The 15,425-nt window shown below is 73.8% G+C and carries 12 protein-coding genes; 7 read left to right on the top strand and 5 right to left on the bottom strand.

What is annotated here, in order from left to right; all coding sequences use genetic code 11:
* A partial coding sequence (locus BG452_RS16040) for a D-alanyl-D-alanine carboxypeptidase family protein (protein ID WP_411292959.1) occupies nucleotides 1–1,041 on the bottom strand: 1,041 nt, incomplete at its 3' end.
* Nucleotides 1,042–1,218: 177 nt separating this feature from the next.
* Here BG452_RS16040 and BG452_RS16035 point away from each other — a divergent pair.
* Complete coding sequence (locus BG452_RS16035) at nucleotides 1,219–1,416, top strand: hypothetical protein (RefSeq protein ID WP_188304969.1); 198 nt, start codon at nucleotides 1,219–1,221, stop codon at nucleotides 1,414–1,416.
* Between the two features lie 13 nt (nucleotides 1,417–1,429).
* On the opposite strand, the gene BG452_RS16030 is transcribed toward BG452_RS16035, so the two are convergent.
* On the bottom strand, nucleotides 1,430–2,191 hold the full coding sequence (locus BG452_RS16030) for a TetR/AcrR family transcriptional regulator (RefSeq protein WP_188304968.1): 762 nt from the start codon (nucleotides 2,189–2,191) through the stop codon (nucleotides 1,430–1,432).
* An 89-nt stretch (nucleotides 2,192–2,280) separates the two neighbouring features.
* On the opposite strand from BG452_RS16030, the gene BG452_RS16025 reads away from it, so the two are divergent.
* The 3 genes from BG452_RS16025 (at nucleotide 2,281) to BG452_RS16015 (ending at nucleotide 8,326) form a co-directional block, all read left to right on the top strand.
* Nucleotides 2,281–3,135, top strand: coding sequence for a siderophore-interacting protein (locus BG452_RS16025; protein WP_188304967.1), 855 nt, complete (start codon nucleotides 2,281–2,283; stop codon nucleotides 3,133–3,135).
* Nucleotides 3,136–3,719: 584 nt separating this feature from the next.
* Entirely contained in the window at nucleotides 3,720–7,151 is a 3,432-nt protein-coding gene (locus BG452_RS16020) for a S8 family serine peptidase (protein WP_223242287.1), read from the top strand.
* Nucleotides 7,152–7,357: 206 nt separating this feature from the next.
* On the top strand, nucleotides 7,358–8,326 hold the full coding sequence (locus tag BG452_RS16015) for an alpha/beta fold hydrolase (RefSeq protein WP_188304965.1): 969 nt from the start codon (nucleotides 7,358–7,360) through the stop codon (nucleotides 8,324–8,326).
* A gap of 6 nt (nucleotides 8,327–8,332) precedes the next feature.
* Here the strand turns inward: BG452_RS16015 and BG452_RS16010 are convergent, their stop codons facing one another.
* Together BG452_RS16010 and BG452_RS16005 are read right to left on the bottom strand one after the other, a co-directional pair.
* Nucleotides 8,333–9,052: a response regulator gene (locus BG452_RS16010; protein WP_188304964.1), complete on the bottom strand. Its 720-nt coding sequence runs from the start codon at nucleotides 9,050–9,052 to the stop codon at nucleotides 8,333–8,335.
* On the bottom strand, nucleotides 9,049–10,269 hold the full coding sequence (locus BG452_RS16005; RefSeq protein WP_188304963.1) for a sensor histidine kinase: 1,221 nt from the start codon (nucleotides 10,267–10,269) through the stop codon (nucleotides 9,049–9,051). The genes BG452_RS16010 and BG452_RS16005 overlap by 4 nt, the downstream gene beginning before the upstream one ends.
* Nucleotides 10,270–10,530: 261 nt before the next feature.
* Here BG452_RS16005 and BG452_RS16000 point away from each other — a divergent pair, with 261 nt between their 5' ends.
* The 3 genes from BG452_RS16000 to BG452_RS15990 all read left to right on the top strand — a co-directional run bounded on the left by BG452_RS16000 (nucleotide 10,531) and on the right by BG452_RS15990 (nucleotide 14,141).
* Nucleotides 10,531–12,762, top strand: a complete 2,232-nt coding sequence (locus BG452_RS16000; RefSeq protein WP_188304962.1) for an MMPL family transporter — start codon at nucleotides 10,531–10,533, stop codon at nucleotides 12,760–12,762.
* A gap of 135 nt (nucleotides 12,763–12,897) precedes the next feature.
* Nucleotides 12,898–13,485 carry an RNA polymerase sigma factor gene (locus BG452_RS15995; protein WP_317621070.1) on the top strand — a complete coding sequence of 196 codons (588 nt, stop codon included), beginning with the start codon at nucleotides 12,898–12,900 and terminating at the stop codon, nucleotides 13,483–13,485.
* On the top strand, nucleotides 13,482–14,141 hold the full coding sequence (locus BG452_RS15990; protein ID WP_188304961.1) for a hypothetical protein: 660 nt from the start codon (nucleotides 13,482–13,484) through the stop codon (nucleotides 14,139–14,141). The genes BG452_RS15995 and BG452_RS15990 overlap by 4 nt, the downstream gene beginning before the upstream one ends.
* 205 nt (nucleotides 14,142–14,346) lie before the next feature.
* Here BG452_RS15990 and BG452_RS15985 read toward each other — a convergent pair.
* Nucleotides 14,347–15,425: VWA domain-containing protein (locus tag BG452_RS15985; protein ID WP_188304960.1), on the bottom strand; the 1,079-nt coding region annotated here is incomplete at its 5' end.

The raw sequence follows: 15,425 nt of genomic DNA, 5'->3' as shown, positions 1-15,425 counted from the left end.
GTCGGCCTGCGGGGCCCCGCCGCTCGGGGAGCCGGCCGAGCCCGCCGCGGCGCCGGCGCCGCCCTTCGGGGCGGCGAGGTCGTCGACCAGCTGCCCGACCGGTTGGACCTTGCCGACGGCCGCGAAGCCCCAGTCGAGCAGGCTGGCGGCCTCGTCGTAGACCTTGCCCTGGGCTTCGGGGTGCATCACCGTCACCAGCAGGGTGCGGCCGCCGCGTTCGGCGGCGCCGGTGAAGGTGGCGCCCGCGTTGGTGGTGTAGCCGTTCTTGACGCCGATCAGGCCCGGGTACTTGCCGAGCAGCCGGTCGGTGTTGGCGATGTCGAAGGTGGTGCGCTGCCCGGTGGTCTTGTCCAGGCCGCCGGGGAAGCGTGCGGTGCGGGTGGCGCAGTAGGAGCGGAAGTCGGCGTTGCGCAGCCCGGCGCGGGCGAACAGGGTGAGGTCGTAGGCGGAGGAGACCTGGCCGTCCATGTCGTAGCCGTCGGGGGAGATCACCCTGGTGTCCTTGGCCTGGAGCGACTGGGCGCGGGCCTGCATCTCGCCGACGGTCTGCTGGACGCCGCCGTTCATGTGCGCCAGGACGTGCACGGCGTCGTTGCCGGAGCTGAGGAAGACGCCCCGCCAGAGGTCCTCGACCCGGTAGGGGAGGTTCTCCTTGACGCCGACCAGGCTGCTGCCGACGCCGAGGTTGGCGAGTTCGGCGGGGGTGACCTGGTGTTCCGCGCTGCGGTCGAACTTGGGCAGCACGGTGTCCGCGAACAGCATCTTGAGGGTGCTGGCCGGCGGCAGCGGCCGGTGGGCGTCGCGGGCGGCGAGCACCTCGCCGGTGTCGGCGTCGGCGACCAGCCAGGAGCGGCCGGTCAGTTCGGCGGGCAGGGCGGGCGCCCCGGCCAGCGGCGCGACCTGGACGGCCGGGCGGCCCAGCCGCTCCCCGCCGACGGCGGTGTCCTGGGCGAGGGCCGCCGGGGCTCCGGCGGCGAGCACCAGGGCGGAGGCGGCGGAGGCGGCCGCGACCCTGGCGACGGACGGTGGTTTCTGCTGCACACGCTTTGGCTGCACAGGGCGAACGTACCGGCGGTGCCGCGTCGCCGCCGTGCCTGCTGCTCCGTCCGGATCCACCGGGTGGCGGGGCGGCCGGGGCCCGGGGCGCGACTTTGGTGGGCCCGGGTCGCACCGAAAGTCGGTTGGTCGGGCGGTCGCGGGTTCCTAGGCTCGGGGGCTATGAAGACCATGCTCGGCTACCTCGGTTTCGTGCTGATCCTGGGCGGCGGCTCCGGCCTGCTGGCCGACCGGCTCGGGGGTTTCCGGCTGTTCGGCTTCGTCCGCTTCCTGGTGCCGGACGGCCATGAGACCGCCGGGTACGCCGTCCTGCTGGTGCTCGGCGTCCTGCTGGCGATCCCGGCGGCCCGCCGGGGTTAGCCCAGCTTCCGGATCAGCTTCCGGCTCCTGCCGCCACCCCGTCGAGGAGCACCGCCAGCCCGGTGCGGAAGGCCTCCCGCCCGCTCTCCTCGGGCGGGCCGCCGGCGGTGCTCTGGAGGGCGGTGAGCAGCGGGTAGCGCTGGGGGAAGTCCGGTGCCAGTTCCGCGAGTCGGGCGGAGCGGGTGGTCCACCACTCCTCGTCCGCGACGCCGGTGGCGGCGGCCGCGCCGCGGGCGTCGGCGGTGGTGGCGGCGGTGCCGCGGACGAACTGCCAGAGCGCGGCGACCGCGCCGCGCAGCCGGTCCGGGGCGAGTGCGGCCGGTTGCAGGGCGGTCAACAGGTGCTCCATGGCGGCGAGTTCGGCCGGGCCGAGGACGGGGCGGGCCTGGGACACCTGGAGCACCCAGGGGTGGCGCAGGTAGCAGGCGTAGAGCTGCTCGGCCCAGACGGTGACGGCGGTCCGCCAACTGTCCGTCGGGGGTGGTCCGGTGGGGAGTTCGGCGAGCGCCCGGTCGTGCATCAGGTCGAGCAGTTCGGCCTTGCCGGGAACGTAGGTGTAGAGCGCCATCGCGGTGCGGCCGAGTCGTTCGCCCACGGCGCGCATGGAGAGCGCGGCCATTCCCTCGGCGTCGGCCACCGCGATTCCGGCGGACACGATCGCGTCCACACTCAGGCCGGGTTTCGGGCCGCTGCGCCCGGTGCGCGGTTCGTCGGGCCGGCCCCAGAGCAGGGCGAGCGAGCGGTGGGCGTCGCCCTGCCCGGCGTAGACGGTCATCCCAAGTCTCCTTATAGCGTAAAGTATCCGCGCGGCAGCAACTCTTTATGCCGTAAGTTATCAGGATCGCGCATCGAAGGGGTTTCGCGATGACACTGCCCGTCAGCTTCGTCGAGGTCGTAGCGGTGGAGAGGATCACGCCGCGCACCGCCCGGATCGTCTTCGAGGCCGAGGCCCTGGCCGACACCGTGGGCACCGCGCCCGACCAGCAGCTCAAGCTCTGCTTCCCGCGCCCCGGGCAGCGCGAGCCGGTGCTGCCCGCCCAGCAGGACGACCCGATGGGCTGGTACCAGGCCTACTTGGCGATCCCCGAGGCCGAGCGCCCGGTGCTGCGCAGCTTCACCCTGCGTCGCCGGCAGCCCGGCACCCGGCGGATCGTGGTCGACTTCGTGCTGCACGGCGACACCGGCCCGGCTGCCTCCTGGGCGCTGCGGGCGGTGCCGGGGGACCGGCTCGGCCTGGTCGGCCCCTCCGCGCTGTACGCCCCGCCGGTGCCGCTCACCGAGGCCGCGGCGGCGGCCGACTGGGTGCTGCTGGCCGGCGACGAGACCGCGCTGCCGGCCATGGCGACGCTGCTGGAGGCGCTGCCCGCCGGGGTGCGGGCGTACGCCTGGATCGAGGTGGCGGACCGGGCGGAGCGTCAGGAGCTGCCGACCCGCGCCGGCCTGGAGGTGGAGTGGCTGTACCGCGACGGCGCGGCCCCGGGCACCCTGCTGACCGGGGCGTTCCGAGGTGGCGTGCTGCCGGGCGGCCGGCCCTTCGTCTGGCTGGCCGGGGAGGCGGGGGCGGTACGGGCGGTGCGCCGGTGGCTGGTGGAGGAGCGGGGGGTGCCGAAGGAGTCCATCGACTTCACCGGGTACTGGCGCCACCGGCTGACCCAGGACGACGCCCCGACGGCCGAGGACCTGGCGGACGCTCAGGAGCGGCTGGCGGCCACTTCCTGACCCGCGCTGCTGAATCGCGGTCCTGAACCGCAGACCTGAGCCGTACTCCTGAACCGCACACCTGAGTCGCCTCGCATCCGATGACGAAACACCCGGGCGGCCGGGGAGTCGATTGAACTCCCCGGCCGCCCGGTCCGTGTATCGGGCCGGCCGCTGTTTCGATCGCGATCGACGGGGAAGGAAGGGTCACGTTGTCGACAAGTGGGCTGTAGGTGGCGATGTTCCGCCTGTGGCCAGTGTTCGCCACGGGAAGTTTTTGCAGGTGGATCGGTCAGTTCTCACCGTTCTCCGACCGGCTCTGATCGGTGAAAAAGGGGCGGACTCGGCCGGATTTATACTGTGTATTTTACTTTCCGATGGTTATTTTTACTTTCTGATGGGTTTTTGACCCCTTGTCGTGGTCGTGGCGGATGCGCTGGAATGCGTCCGCTGTCGGGACGCGCGGTCCGGAGCAACCATGCGTCCGACCTGGATCCGGTTACGCTCAGCCGTGCAACCTGACGTCTCATCAGACGAAAGGATGTCCATTGATCGGCTGGCGCAAGACCCAGCTAGCAGCCGCCGTCACCGTTACCGCCGCGTCCATGGTCCTGAGCCTCGGGACCATCGCGAGCGCAGCCCCGACCCAGGATCCGCAGAACGCCCAGGCGGCGTCCTCGGACGGGTCGCCGGCGCCGGTGATCGTGATCCTGAAGGACCAGATAGCGGACGCCCCGGCCGACCACGGTCACCTCGGCGCACGTCAGCAGAAGACCGCCAGCTCGCAGGCGCCGCTGCTGGACAAGGTCAAGGCCAGCGGCGGTACCAACGTCAAGAGCTTCGTGGTCGGCAACGCCTTCTCCGCCACGGTCAGCCCGGCGGAGCGCGCGTCGCTGCAGGCCGACCCGGCGGTCGCCGCCGTGGTTGCGGACACCCAGGTGCAGGTGGCCCCGGTCGCCGGGACCACCGCGAAGAAGGCCGACGCCGCGGCTGCGACGTCCGGCAAGTCCGCCGACGCCTCGAAGGCCGTTACGGGCAGCAACGGCCAGGCCTCCCAGGAGAACGCGACCAACACGGTCTGCCCCTCCGACCCGTCCAAGCCGCTGCTGGAGCCCGAGGGCCTCTACTCGGTCCACGCCTACAGCGGCAACGGCAACCCCGGTGCGGAGAAGCTCGCCACCGGCAAGGGTGTCAAGGTCGCCTACATCGCCGACGCGCTCGACCCGAACAACCCGGACTTCATCCGGGCCGACGGTTCGCACGCCGTGGTCGACCACCAGGACTTCTCCGGTGAGGGCTGGGACGCGCCGAGCGGTGGCGCCGAGGCCTTCGGCGACGCCTCGGCGGTCATCGCCCAGGGCCGTCAGACCTACGACGTCTCGCAGTTCGTCAACGCCTCGCACCCGCTGCCGGCCGGCTGCAACATCAACATCCGCGGCCTCGCCCCGGACGCCGACCTGGTCGCGCTGAAGGCCGGCGGCGAGATGATGTCCAACTCGTCGATCCTGCAGTCCATCGACTACGCGGTGCGGGTCGCCCACGTGGACGTGCTGAACGAGTCCTTCGGCGGCAACGTCACCCCGGACAGCGGCGCCCACGACACCATCGCGCTCTTCAACGAGCAGGCCGTCAAGGCCGGTGTCACCGTCGCCGTCTCCACCGGTGACGCGGGCCTCAGCGGCACCATCGGCACCCCGGCCACCGACCCGTACGTGATCTCGGTCGGCGCGTCGACGGACAACCAGAACTACCAGCAGACCGGTTACGCGGCTTCCAAGTTCTCCAACGGGACCTGGAACAACAGCCGGATCTCCGCGCTGTCCTCGGGTGGCTTCACCATGGCCGGCCGGACGCTGGACCTGGTCGCGCCGGGTGAGTCGGACTGGGCGCTGTGCACCGCCGACACCTCCAAGTACGCGGACTGCACCAACTTCAACGGCAAGGGCTCGAACATCCAGCCCTTCGGCGGCACCAGCCAGGCCGCGCCGTTCGTCACCGGCGCCGCGGCCCTGGTCATCCAGGCCTACCGCGACACCCACGGCGGCGACTCGCCGTCCCCGGCGCTGGTGAAGAAGTTCATCACCGGCACCGCCACCGACCTCGGCGTCCCCGCCGAGGAGCAGGGCGCCGGTCTGCTGAACGTCCGGGCCGCCGTCGAGGCCGCCCGCGGCTACGACGACGGCGACGGCACCGACGGTGCCCGCACCGTCGTGGTGAACACCGGCCAGGTGAGCATCTCCGGTGCCCCCGGTTCGACCCACACCACCGACGTCTCCGTCACCAACACCAGTGACGAGCCGCAGTCGGTGAGCGCCACCACCCGCAGCTTCGCGCCGCAGGCGAACAACCAGCAGACCGTCAAGCTGGACTCGGCCTCGACCGACACCTTCAAGTACGCCACCAACGGTGCCGACTGGGTGCAGAAGCAGGTCAAGTTCACCGTTCCGGCCGGTGCCGACCGCCTCGCGGCGTCGATCGCCTGGCACGGCGGCCCGAACCCGGTCACCAACGGTCCCGTGGTCCGCATGACGCTGCTCGACCCGTCGGGCCGCTTCGAGACCAACACCCGTCCGCAGGGCGGCGCCACCCCGGCCAACTACGGCCTGGTCGACGTCGCGCACCCGGTGGCCGGCGAGTGGACCGCGGTCCTCTACACCCCGGCGGGCAAGGCCGGTTACACCGGCGACGTCCAGCTCGGCACCTCCACCCAGCGCGCGGTTCCGGCCGGCGCGGTGAGCCCGAACACCACCGACCTGCAGCCGGGTGAGACCAAGACCCTCAAGGCCCAGCTCACCGTCCCCGCGACCAGCGGCGACAGCAGCGAGGCGGTCGTCGTCTCCAGCTCGAACGGCAACAGCACCAGCGTTCCGGTCGTGCTGCGCAGCCTCGTCCCGGTCAAGGACGGCAAGGGCGCCTTCACCGGCACCATCACGGGTGGCAACGGCCGCGGCTCCTCGCCGACCCAGATGTTCGCCTACGGCTTCGACGTCCCGAAGGGCCAGAAGGACCTGCGGGTCGGCGTCACCGTCGCCAAGGACGCGAACCTGTTCATGCAGGGCGCCCTGATCAGCCCGAACGGCACCCCGGTCGACATCGAGGGCAACGCCCTGTTCGACGCCCAGGGCAACGTGACGGCCTCCACCAACGGCGTCTCGGCCACCACGGTCAACCCGGCCGAGGGCCACTGGCGCTTCGTCCTGAACGTGCTCGGCCCGGTCAGCGGCCAGGAGCTCTCGCAGGACTTCGCCGGCACCATCGCGTTCAACCAGAACCAGGCCACCGCGGCCGGTCTCCCGAACGACGCGAAGACCAAGCTGGCGGCCGGCAAGCCGGTCACCGTCAACGTGAACTACACCAACAACACGGTCGCCACCCAGTCGATCGCGGCCGACGGCCGCCTCGACAAGCGCGTCGACCTGCCGCTGGTGCCGCAGGGTGCCTCGGCCAGCGTCAACCTGCCGCTGAGCCTGACCTCCTCGGTGCCGAGCTTCCTGGTGCCCCCGGGCACCGACCAGCTCAAGGCCGTGGCGGCGTCCTCGACGCCGGCGCAGATCGAGCTGAGCGCCACCACCGCCTCGCCGGACCTCTTCGGTGACCTGAAGAAGGCCCAGGACGGCTCCGCCATCTCGGTCGCCACTTCCAAGGGCACCGCCGAGCAGCCGGTCGTCCCCGGTGGCTGGAGCACCTTCGTCCAGCAGATCGGCCCGTTCGGCCCCGCCGGCGCGCCGAAGGGCACCTCCACCATCACCGCCACCGCGCACACCCTGGCGTTCGACCCGGCGCTGACCTCCAGCACCGGTGACCCGTACGCCTCCGCGGTGGACGCCAAGGCCGCTGCCGCCGCCCCGGTGACCGTCGCCCCCGGCGCCACCGGCTCGCTGCAGGTGACCGTCACCCCGACCGGCCCGAAGGGCAGCACGGTCAAGGGTGTGCTCTACCTGGTGTCCGGCCCGACCTTCGTGGCCACCGCCAACAACAGCCTCGGCACCACCGGTGCGGTGCTCGCGGCGATTCCCTACAGCTACACGGTGAACTGACGCTCAACCAGTTCAGCGCGTACGCCTGAGGCCGAGGCCGTCCCGGAGTTCCGGGGCGGCCTCGGCTGCTTGCCGTCGTCCTGGCGCCGGGCCGCCGCCGTTCTCCCGCCGTGTCGTCGCCCGGGGCGGAAGCAGCCGGGGTTGCGGGCCCGCACCGCCGGGCAGGAGGCTCGCGACGGACCTGTCGACCGGATCTGGAGCGGGAGTTGAACGACGCGATCAAGCACAGCCACGTCGAGGTGAACGGGGTCCGGCTGCACCTCGCGGAACAGGGTGAGGGGCCGCTGGTCCTGCTGCTGCACGGCTTCCCGGAGAGCTGGTACTCCTGGCGGCACCAGTTCGGGCCGCTCGCCGAGGCCGGGTACCGGGTGGTCGCCCCCGACCAGCGCGGCTACGCCCGCAGCGCGCAGCCGAAGGACGTGGACGCCTACTCCCTGCTGCACCTGGTCGGCGACGTCACCGCGCTGATCGGCGCGCTGGGCGAGGAGCGGGCCGTGGTGGTCGGCCACGACTGGGGCGCGCCGGTCGCCTGGGCCACCGCCGCCCTCCGGCCGGACCTGGTGCGCGGGGTGGCCGGACTGAGCGTGCCGCCGCTGCCGGTGGGCGGGACGCCGCCGCTGCGGGGCTTCCGGGAGAACTTCGGCGACGGCTTCTACGTGCTCTACTTCCAGGAGCGCGGCCGGGCCGACGCCGAACTGGCCGCCGACGTCAAGTCCAGCCTGCGGCGCATCATGTGCGGCATCCAGCCCGACGGCGAGCCGCGGCCGTGGATCGTCCCCGAGGGCAAGGCCCTGCTGGACACCGTCCCGGAGCCCGAGCGGCTGCCGGACTGGCTGACCGACGCGGACCTCGACGCCTTCGCGGCCGACTACGCCACCCACGGCGAGCGGGCCTTCACCGGCGGGCTCAACTGGTACCGCAACATGGACCGCAACGCCGAACTGCTGGCCGCCTTCACCGGGGTGACGGTCGAGGTGCCCGCGCTGTACGTCGCCGGCGAGCAGGACCTGGTCAACGCGATGGTGCCGCCGGAGGCCCTGGCCCACCTGCTGGACCGGCTGCCCAGGCTGCACCGGCACGTGCGGCTGCCGGAGACCGGGCACTGGACCCAGCAGGAACGCCCGGCCGAGGTGACCGAGGCGCTGCTGGACTTCCTGAAGAGCCTGGAGGGCTGAGCCACGTCACGAGCCGGCCTGGTCACCCTGGCCCGCACGGGCGGTGACCAGGCCGGACTCGTAGGCGGCGATCACCGCCTGGGCGCGGTCCCGGACGTCGAGCTTGCCGAAGAGGCTGGTGATGTGGTTCTTCACGGTGGACTGGCTGATCTCCAGGGCCAGCGCGATCGCGGCGTTGTCGAGGCCGCCGGCGATCAGCCGCCACACCTCGACCTCCCGGGGCGTGAGTTCGCCGCTTCCGGCGGCGGGCGGCGGCGGGACGGCGGCGCCGGGCGCCCGGACGTAGGCCGAGATCAGCCGGGTCAGCAGCCGCGGGGCGACCACCGCCTCCCCGGCGTGCACCGTGCGGATCGCCGAGCCCAGCTCCTCCGGGGAGACGTCCTTGGGCAGGAACCCGTGGGCACCGGCGCGCAGCGCGGCCACCACGTACTCGTCCATGTCGAAGGTGCTGAGTGCCAGGACCCGGCATTCGGGCAGGGCGCGGGCCAGCTCCGCCGTCGCGCCGACGCCGTCCAGGACGGGCATCCGGATGTCCATCACCACGACGTCGGGGCGCAGCCGCAGGGCGGCGGCGACGGCCTGCTCGCCGTCCTCGGCCTCGCCGACCACCGCGAGGGACGGGTCGGGGGAGAGGATCAGCGCCAGGCCGCGGCGGACCAGCGGCTGGTCGTCCACGATCAGCACCCTGATCGCGGGGGCGTCGGACGGGGTGGTCGGCGCGGTCATCGGACCGCCTGCCCGTGCTGGACGGCCGCCTCGGCCGATTCGGCGCTGGTCAGCGGCAGTTCGGCCGTCACGGCGAAGCCGCCGCCCGGCTGCGGGCCGGTCGCCAGGGTGCCGCCGTGCAGGGAGACGCGCTCGCGCATGCCGAGCAGGCCGTAGCCGGGCCGGCCGGTGGGCTCCGGCGGGGGCGCGCCGCCGCCGTCGTCCCGCACCTCGACGGTCACCCGGTCCGGGTGGTAGGCGAACCGGACGGTGGCCCGGGCGGGCCCGGCGTACTTGCGGGCGTTGGTGAGGCCCTCCTGGACGATCCGGAAGACGGTCAGGCCGAGGGTGGGCGGCAGCGGGCGCGGGGAGCCCTCGACGGTGAACTCGGTCGGCAGCCCGGCCACCCGGGACTCGTCCACGAGCCGTTCCAGGTCCGCCTCCCCGGGCTGGGGCAGCGGTGGCGCGGCGTCCGGTTCGTCCCCGGTCCGCAGCACGTTCAGCAGCTGGCGCATCTCGCGCAGCGCCAGCCGGCCCGAGGACTCCAGGACGACCAGGGCGTCCCGGACCAGCTCCTGGTCCCCGAGGTTGGCCCGGGCGCCGCCGGCCATCAGCTGCATGGTGGTGATGTGGTGGGCCACGATGTCGTGCAGCTCCCGGGCGATCCGGCGGCGTTCGTCGGCGACCGCCCGGTCCGCCAGCAGCCGGCGGTTGTCGGCGACCTCGCGCTGCCAGCGGGCCACCGCCAGACCGGCCCCGGCCACCATGGTGGCGGCCGCCGGGTCGGAGATGAGCTGCGGCCAGATCGGGGCGTCGTAGCGCAGCTGGGTCAGCGTGGTGCTCACCGCCGTCACTACCGTGGCGGCCGCGGTCACCGGGACGCTCCGGCTCACCGCGACCGAGTACAGCGCGACGGCCAGCACCGCTCCGTAGTGCGGGCCCATCGGGGAGAGCAGGTCGGCCGCCGCCTGGAACACCAGGACGACGGCCAGGGCCGCCACCGGGCGGCTGCGCCGGGCCAGCAGCGGCAGGCCGGAGAGGACGATCACGGCGAAGCCCGGCACGGACATGCTGCGGGTGCCGGTCAACGGGCCGAGCAGCAGGTAGCCGAGCACGTCCAGGGTGCCGGCCCCGATGACCACCAGGGCGTCCGTCTGGGTCCACGGAAGGCGGCCCGTCCACTCCTCCGGCGGCCCGTCCGTACCCGCGTCCGCCAAGGGGCGCTGACGCCCGTCCATCTGTGTTCCTCCCGGCTGACCAGCGCTGACGCCCCCATTCTGACATCGGCCGGCCGGTCCGGGCGTGGTCCCCCGGGCGGAGGAGCAGGGTCCCGGACCAGGACCACGGTCCCGGTCCGGGGCCGGGCGGGGGGAGCGCGGGCCCCCGGGCGGATCCTCCGCTGCCACGACGCCCCGGCACCCCTGCGGCTGATGGTCTTGGAACAGGCCGGGAACCCCCGGCGCCGAGGCCGACGTTCGCGTCCACCGACCGGAGGAACAGTGATCCGCGCACTGACCGGATTCTCCACCCGACACGCCTGGAAGGTCATCGCCCTGTGGGCGGTGGTGGGCATCGGGCTGGCCGTCCTGAGCCCGATGCTGATGAGCCGGGTGACCCAGTCCCAGACCGGAGAGTTCCTGCCGCGCAGCTACGACTCGGCCGCAGCGCTGCGGATCGCCGAGCAGGACTTCGGGGTCAAGCCCGACGCCACCACCGTCACCGTGCTGGTCGCCCGGACCGACGGCAAGCCGCTCACCGCCGGCGACCAGCAGCAGATCGAGGCCGGGGCCGGCAAGCTCGCCGAACGCCGGGTCGTCATGCCCCGCAAGCCCGACGAGCCGGCCGCCCTGGTGCCCGACCACTCCCAGACGCCCCGGGTCGCCCCCGCCACGATGGCGCCCGACCGGACCTTCGAACTGCTCACCGTCGAGATGACCGGCAACTCCTCCGACGAGGGCGTCCAGAGCGTCTTCCGGGTCTTCCGGGACCAGGCCCGCGCCCAGTTCGACGGAATCGGCATGCGCACCGGCTTCACCGGCAACCTCGCCGAGGCCTCCGACACCACCGACGCCAACCGCAGCACCGCGCTGCTCGGCCACGCCCTGCTCACCGGCCTGATCGTGCTGCTCAACGTGCTGGTGTTCCGCAGCGCGCTGGCCGCTCTGCTGCCGCTGCTCGCGGTCGCCATGGTCGGCGGCGCGGCCGGCGGCGCCGTGGCCGGCGCGGCGAGCCTCACCGGGCTCAAGCTGGACGCCTCCACCCCCGGCCTGATCAACGTCGTGCTGCTCGGCATCGGCGTCGACTACCTGCTGTTCCTGCTCTTCCGGTTCCGCGAGCAGCTGCGTGCCCGGCCCGAGCAGAACGCCCGGCAGGCCGCCGCCGAGGTGTCCGCCAAGGTCGGCACCGCGATCACCTGCGCCGCGCTGACCATCGTCGCCGCCTTCGCGACGCTGGGCGTGGCGAGCTTCGGCCAGTTCCGTTCGCTCGGCCCGGCCGTCGCCGTCTCCGTGCTGGTGATGCTGCTGGGCAGCCTGACCCTGATGCCCGCCCTGCTCGCCGCCTGCGGCCGCGCGATGTTCTGGCCCTCCCGGAGCCTGCGGCGGGTGCCGCGGCCCGGCGTGGCGGCCCGCTTCGGTGACCTCGTCGCCCGCCGCCCGCTGGCGCTGCTGCTCGGCTCGGTCGTCCTGCTGGGCACGCTGGCCGCCGGCACGGTGGGGCTCAAGATGGACTACAGCCAGCCCGACGACACCACCACCGCGGCAGCCGCCACCGCGGCGGAGATCTCCCGCGCCCTGCCGGCCGGCGTCTCCGACCCGACCACCGTGTACATGGTCGCCAAGGACGGCGGCACGCTGGACGCCAAGCGGTTCGACGGCCTCGCCGGCGAGCTCAAGAACACGGAGGGCGTCGGCCAGGTCGGCCGGCCCGTCCTCGCCGACAACCACCGCGCCGCCCGGATCGACCTCTTCCTCAACGCCGACACGCAGAGCCAGCGGGCCCGCGACCTGGTCTCCGGCCCGGTGCGCGCCGCGGTCGCCGCGCACACCCCGGCCGGAACCGAGGCCCACGTCGGCGGCAACGCGGCGATCGTGGTCGACATCTCCACCGCCGTCGACCGCGACCTGCGCGTGGTCTTCCCGGTCGCGGCCGGCCTGATCGCGCTGATCCTGCTGCTGCTCCTGCGCAGCCTGCTCGCCCCGGTCGCCCTGCTGCTCTCCGTCGGCCTCGGGTTCGCCGCCACCCTCGGCGCCGCGACCCTGCTGTTCCAGCACGGCCTGGACCGGCCCGGTGTCTCCTTCACCCTCCCGCTGGTGCTGTTCCTGTTCGTGGTCGCCATCGGCACCGACTACAACATCCTGATCACCGACCGGATCCGCGAGGAGATGCACCGCCCCGGCCCGGCCCGTACCGCCGTGGCCCGCGCCGTCCGGCACACCGCCCCGGCCGTCGCCACCGCGGGCCTGGTCCTGGCCGGCTCCTTCGCGACCCTGGCCACCACCCCGGGCAGCGAACAGGTCGCCTTCTCGCTGACCCTCGGCATCCTGCTCTCCGCCCTGGTCCTCTCCCTGATCACCGTCCCGGCCCTGGCCGCCCTCCTGGGCCGCGCCCTCTGGTGGCCCCTGCGGCCCACCTCGCCCACCCCGCCCACCCCGCCCGCGACGCCCGGCACCGAGGCCCACCCGTTCGTCGCGGCGCCGCGCCCGGCCCCGGACCACCTCGGCGCCCGCTGACCGCGCCTGACCACCCCCGCATCCCGCACCCACGGTCGCCGCCGGCCGTGGGTGCGGGATGCGTGTGTAACGTCCCGGACGGCCCGAGCCAAGTAGAGGTGTCAGGCAGTGCTCGACGTTCCAAGGAGTCAATCCGTGTCAGCGGAGCAGCAGATGGCACCACCCTCGCGCGACCCGGCGGCGTTCGCCGTGTTCTACCAGCAGCAGTTCGACACCGTGCTCGGCTTCGTCACCCGGCGCACCGACAGCGCCCACCTGGCGGCCGACCTGACGGCCGACATCTTCCTGACGGCGCTGGAGCAGGCCGACGGCTACGACGCCCGCCGCGGCACGCCCGTCGCGTGGCTGTACGGGATATCCCGCAACGTTGTGGCCGGGCACTTCCGCGGCAGTGCCCGCGAGCGCAACGCGGTGGCCAGGATCGCCGGGCAGCGGATGCTGGACGACCAGGACGTGTCCGCGATCGAGGAGCGCATCGACGCGACCCGCGGCGCCCGCGCCCTGGCCGGGTGGCACGCCGCGCTGTCCGAGCCGCTGCGCGCGGTGCTCGACCTGGTGGCCGTCGACGGGCTGGCCGTCCGCGACGCCGCCAAGGCGCTGGGCATCAGCGCCGCCACCGCCCGGGTGCGGCTGCACCGGGCCCGCAAGGCGCTGCAGAAGGTCGCCCCGCAGAGCAGCACCGCCCACCCGTCCGTGAACACCCTCCTGGAGGTCGCCCCGTGACCACGCCCCTGCACTTCCGGCAGCAGCTCGGTGCCGAACTCGCCGCCCGTGCCACGGACCTGCCCGCCACGGCCACCCCGGTGCCGGTCCGGCCGCGCCACACCCGCAGGCTGGTGGTGACCGGCCTCGGGCTGGCCGCCGCCGTCACCGCGGTCGTCCTGGCACCGCACACCGACGGCAGCCCCACGGCCCCGGCACCGCAGGCCGGCCCCGTCGCCTCCGGCCCCGCCGCCTCCCGCCCGGCCGCCGGTGACCCGACGTCGGTGCAGCTCAGCACCGCCTCCTACACGGTGACCCCCCACCAGGACGGCACCGTCTCCGTCCAGCTGATGGGCGCCGAATGGTCCGGGCTCCAGGGCGCCCTGCGCTCGGTGGGCGTGCCCGCGCTGGTCATGAGGCCCTCGGCCTCCTGCCACACACCGGTAGCCACCGACAGCAGCCGGCTGGACGCGGTGATGTCGCTGGACCCGCACAACGGCCGCATCGCGATCCTGCACCCCGCCGCCGTCCCGCCCGGTGAGAGCCTGCTGCTGCTCGACACCGCACCCCAGGGCGCGGCCCGACCGGCCACCGTCGGGAGCCTGGACATCTCGCTGACCAAGGAGACGCCCAGCTGCTTCCCGCTCTCCCAGACCAATGTGGTCGGGGTGGGCTGAGCCCTCGCCGCGCGGGGGAACCGGGCCCGGACCGAGGCCCGCGGTCACCTGCCTCCCCACCGGCCGCTGACGGCTGGTACCGCCTGGACGACCCGGGGCCGCCGGTCCGCCGCTGCTCCCAGCGCGCGGGCGGGCGGCCCCGGGTCGTCGGCCTCGGCGCGTGTCCGGCGATCCGCGCGGCCCGGCGGGGACCGTCAGGCACGCCCTAGACCGGCAGCAGGCGGGTGATCAGGTCGGCGAGGCGGCGGGCGTTGCGGCAGGAGTGCATCTCGACGACGTCGGCGTAGGCCGGGGCGGCGGAGTCGCCGGTGGTCCAGAGGTCGGGGTGTTCGGGGTTGAGCCAGAAGACCCGGCGGGCCCGGGCGGCGATCCGGCGCAGGGCGTCGGTGTGGGGGTCGCGGTGGTTGTTGCGGGCGTCGCCGAGGACGAGCACGCAGGTGCGGGGGCCGACGGCGTCCAGGTGGTGGTCGGCGAACTCGCCGAGGGCGGAGCCGTAGTCGCTGTTGCCGTGGTAGCCCATCACCTTGGCCTCGGCGAGGATGCGGGCGGCGAGGCGGGCCGGGTCGTCCTGGCCGCGCCGCAGCAGGTCGGTGACCTCGGCGGTGCGGTTGACGAAGGCGAACACCCGGACCTTGCTGAACTGTTCGCCCATCGCCTGGACCAGCAGCATGGTGAAGTCGGCGAAGCCCGCCACCGAGCCGGAGACGTCGCACAGCAGCACCAGCTCGGGCCGGGCCGGGCGGCGCAGCCGGTACGCCGGGCGCAGCGGCACCCCGCCGGTGGTGAGCGAGCGGCGCAGGGTGCGGCGCAGGTCGATCCGCCCCCGGGCGGCGCGGCGGCGCCGGGCGGCCAGCCGGGTGGCCAGTTTGCGGGCCAACGGGTGGACGGTGCGGCGCAGTTCGGCGAGCTGATCGCGGCCGGCGGACAGGAAGTCGACCCGGTCGGCGGTGGGGGCGACGGCACGCTCGGCGATCCGCTCGGCACCGCGCAGTTCGGCGACCCGGCGGCGGGCCTCGCCGGTGACCTGGGCGCGGAAGTCCCGGATGCGGCGGCGGATCTCGTCGGCGAGGACGCGGTCGGAGAGGTTGTCCGTGCCCTGCCGGCGCAGGGCGGCGAGGATTTGGGCGAGCAGGGTCTCGGGGGCGAGCCGGCCGAGCGCCTGGTGGGCGGACCAGCCGTCCGCGCCGGGTGCGCTGCCGGTGCCGTACCGGCCGAAGGCCTCGACCACCTCGCCGGCCAGCCGGGCCTGGGCGGCCCGGTCGTCGGCGGCCAGGGCGGCGGCCA

Origin of the sequence: Streptomyces sp. CBMA123, from assembly GCF_014596465.1 — a bacterium.
Classification (GTDB): Bacteria; Actinomycetota; Actinomycetes; order Streptomycetales; family Streptomycetaceae; genus Kitasatospora.
Note: the sequence above shows the minus strand (reverse complement) of the source record. Positions and strands in the feature narration are given on the sequence as shown.

Bases quoted from the DNA above. Each gene is read 5' to 3' on its own strand.
- BG452_RS16035 (WP_188304969.1), top strand. From the start codon at position 1,219: ATGAAGACCATGCTCGGCTACCTCGGTTTCGTGCTGATCCTGGGCGGC.
- BG452_RS16030 (WP_188304968.1), bottom strand. From the start codon at position 2,191: ATGACCGTCTACGCCGGGCAGGGCGACGCCCACCGCTCGCTCGCCCTG.
- BG452_RS16025 (WP_188304967.1), top strand. From the start codon at position 2,281: ATGACACTGCCCGTCAGCTTCGTCGAGGTCGTAGCGGTGGAGAGGATC.
- BG452_RS16020 (WP_223242287.1), top strand. From the start codon at position 3,720: ATGGTCCTGAGCCTCGGGACCATCGCGAGCGCAGCCCCGACCCAGGAT.
- BG452_RS16010 (WP_188304964.1), bottom strand. From the start codon at position 9,052: ATGACCGCGCCGACCACCCCGTCCGACGCCCCCGCGATCAGGGTGCTG.
- BG452_RS16005 (WP_188304963.1), bottom strand. From the start codon at position 10,269: ATGGACGGGCGTCAGCGCCCCTTGGCGGACGCGGGTACGGACGGGCCG.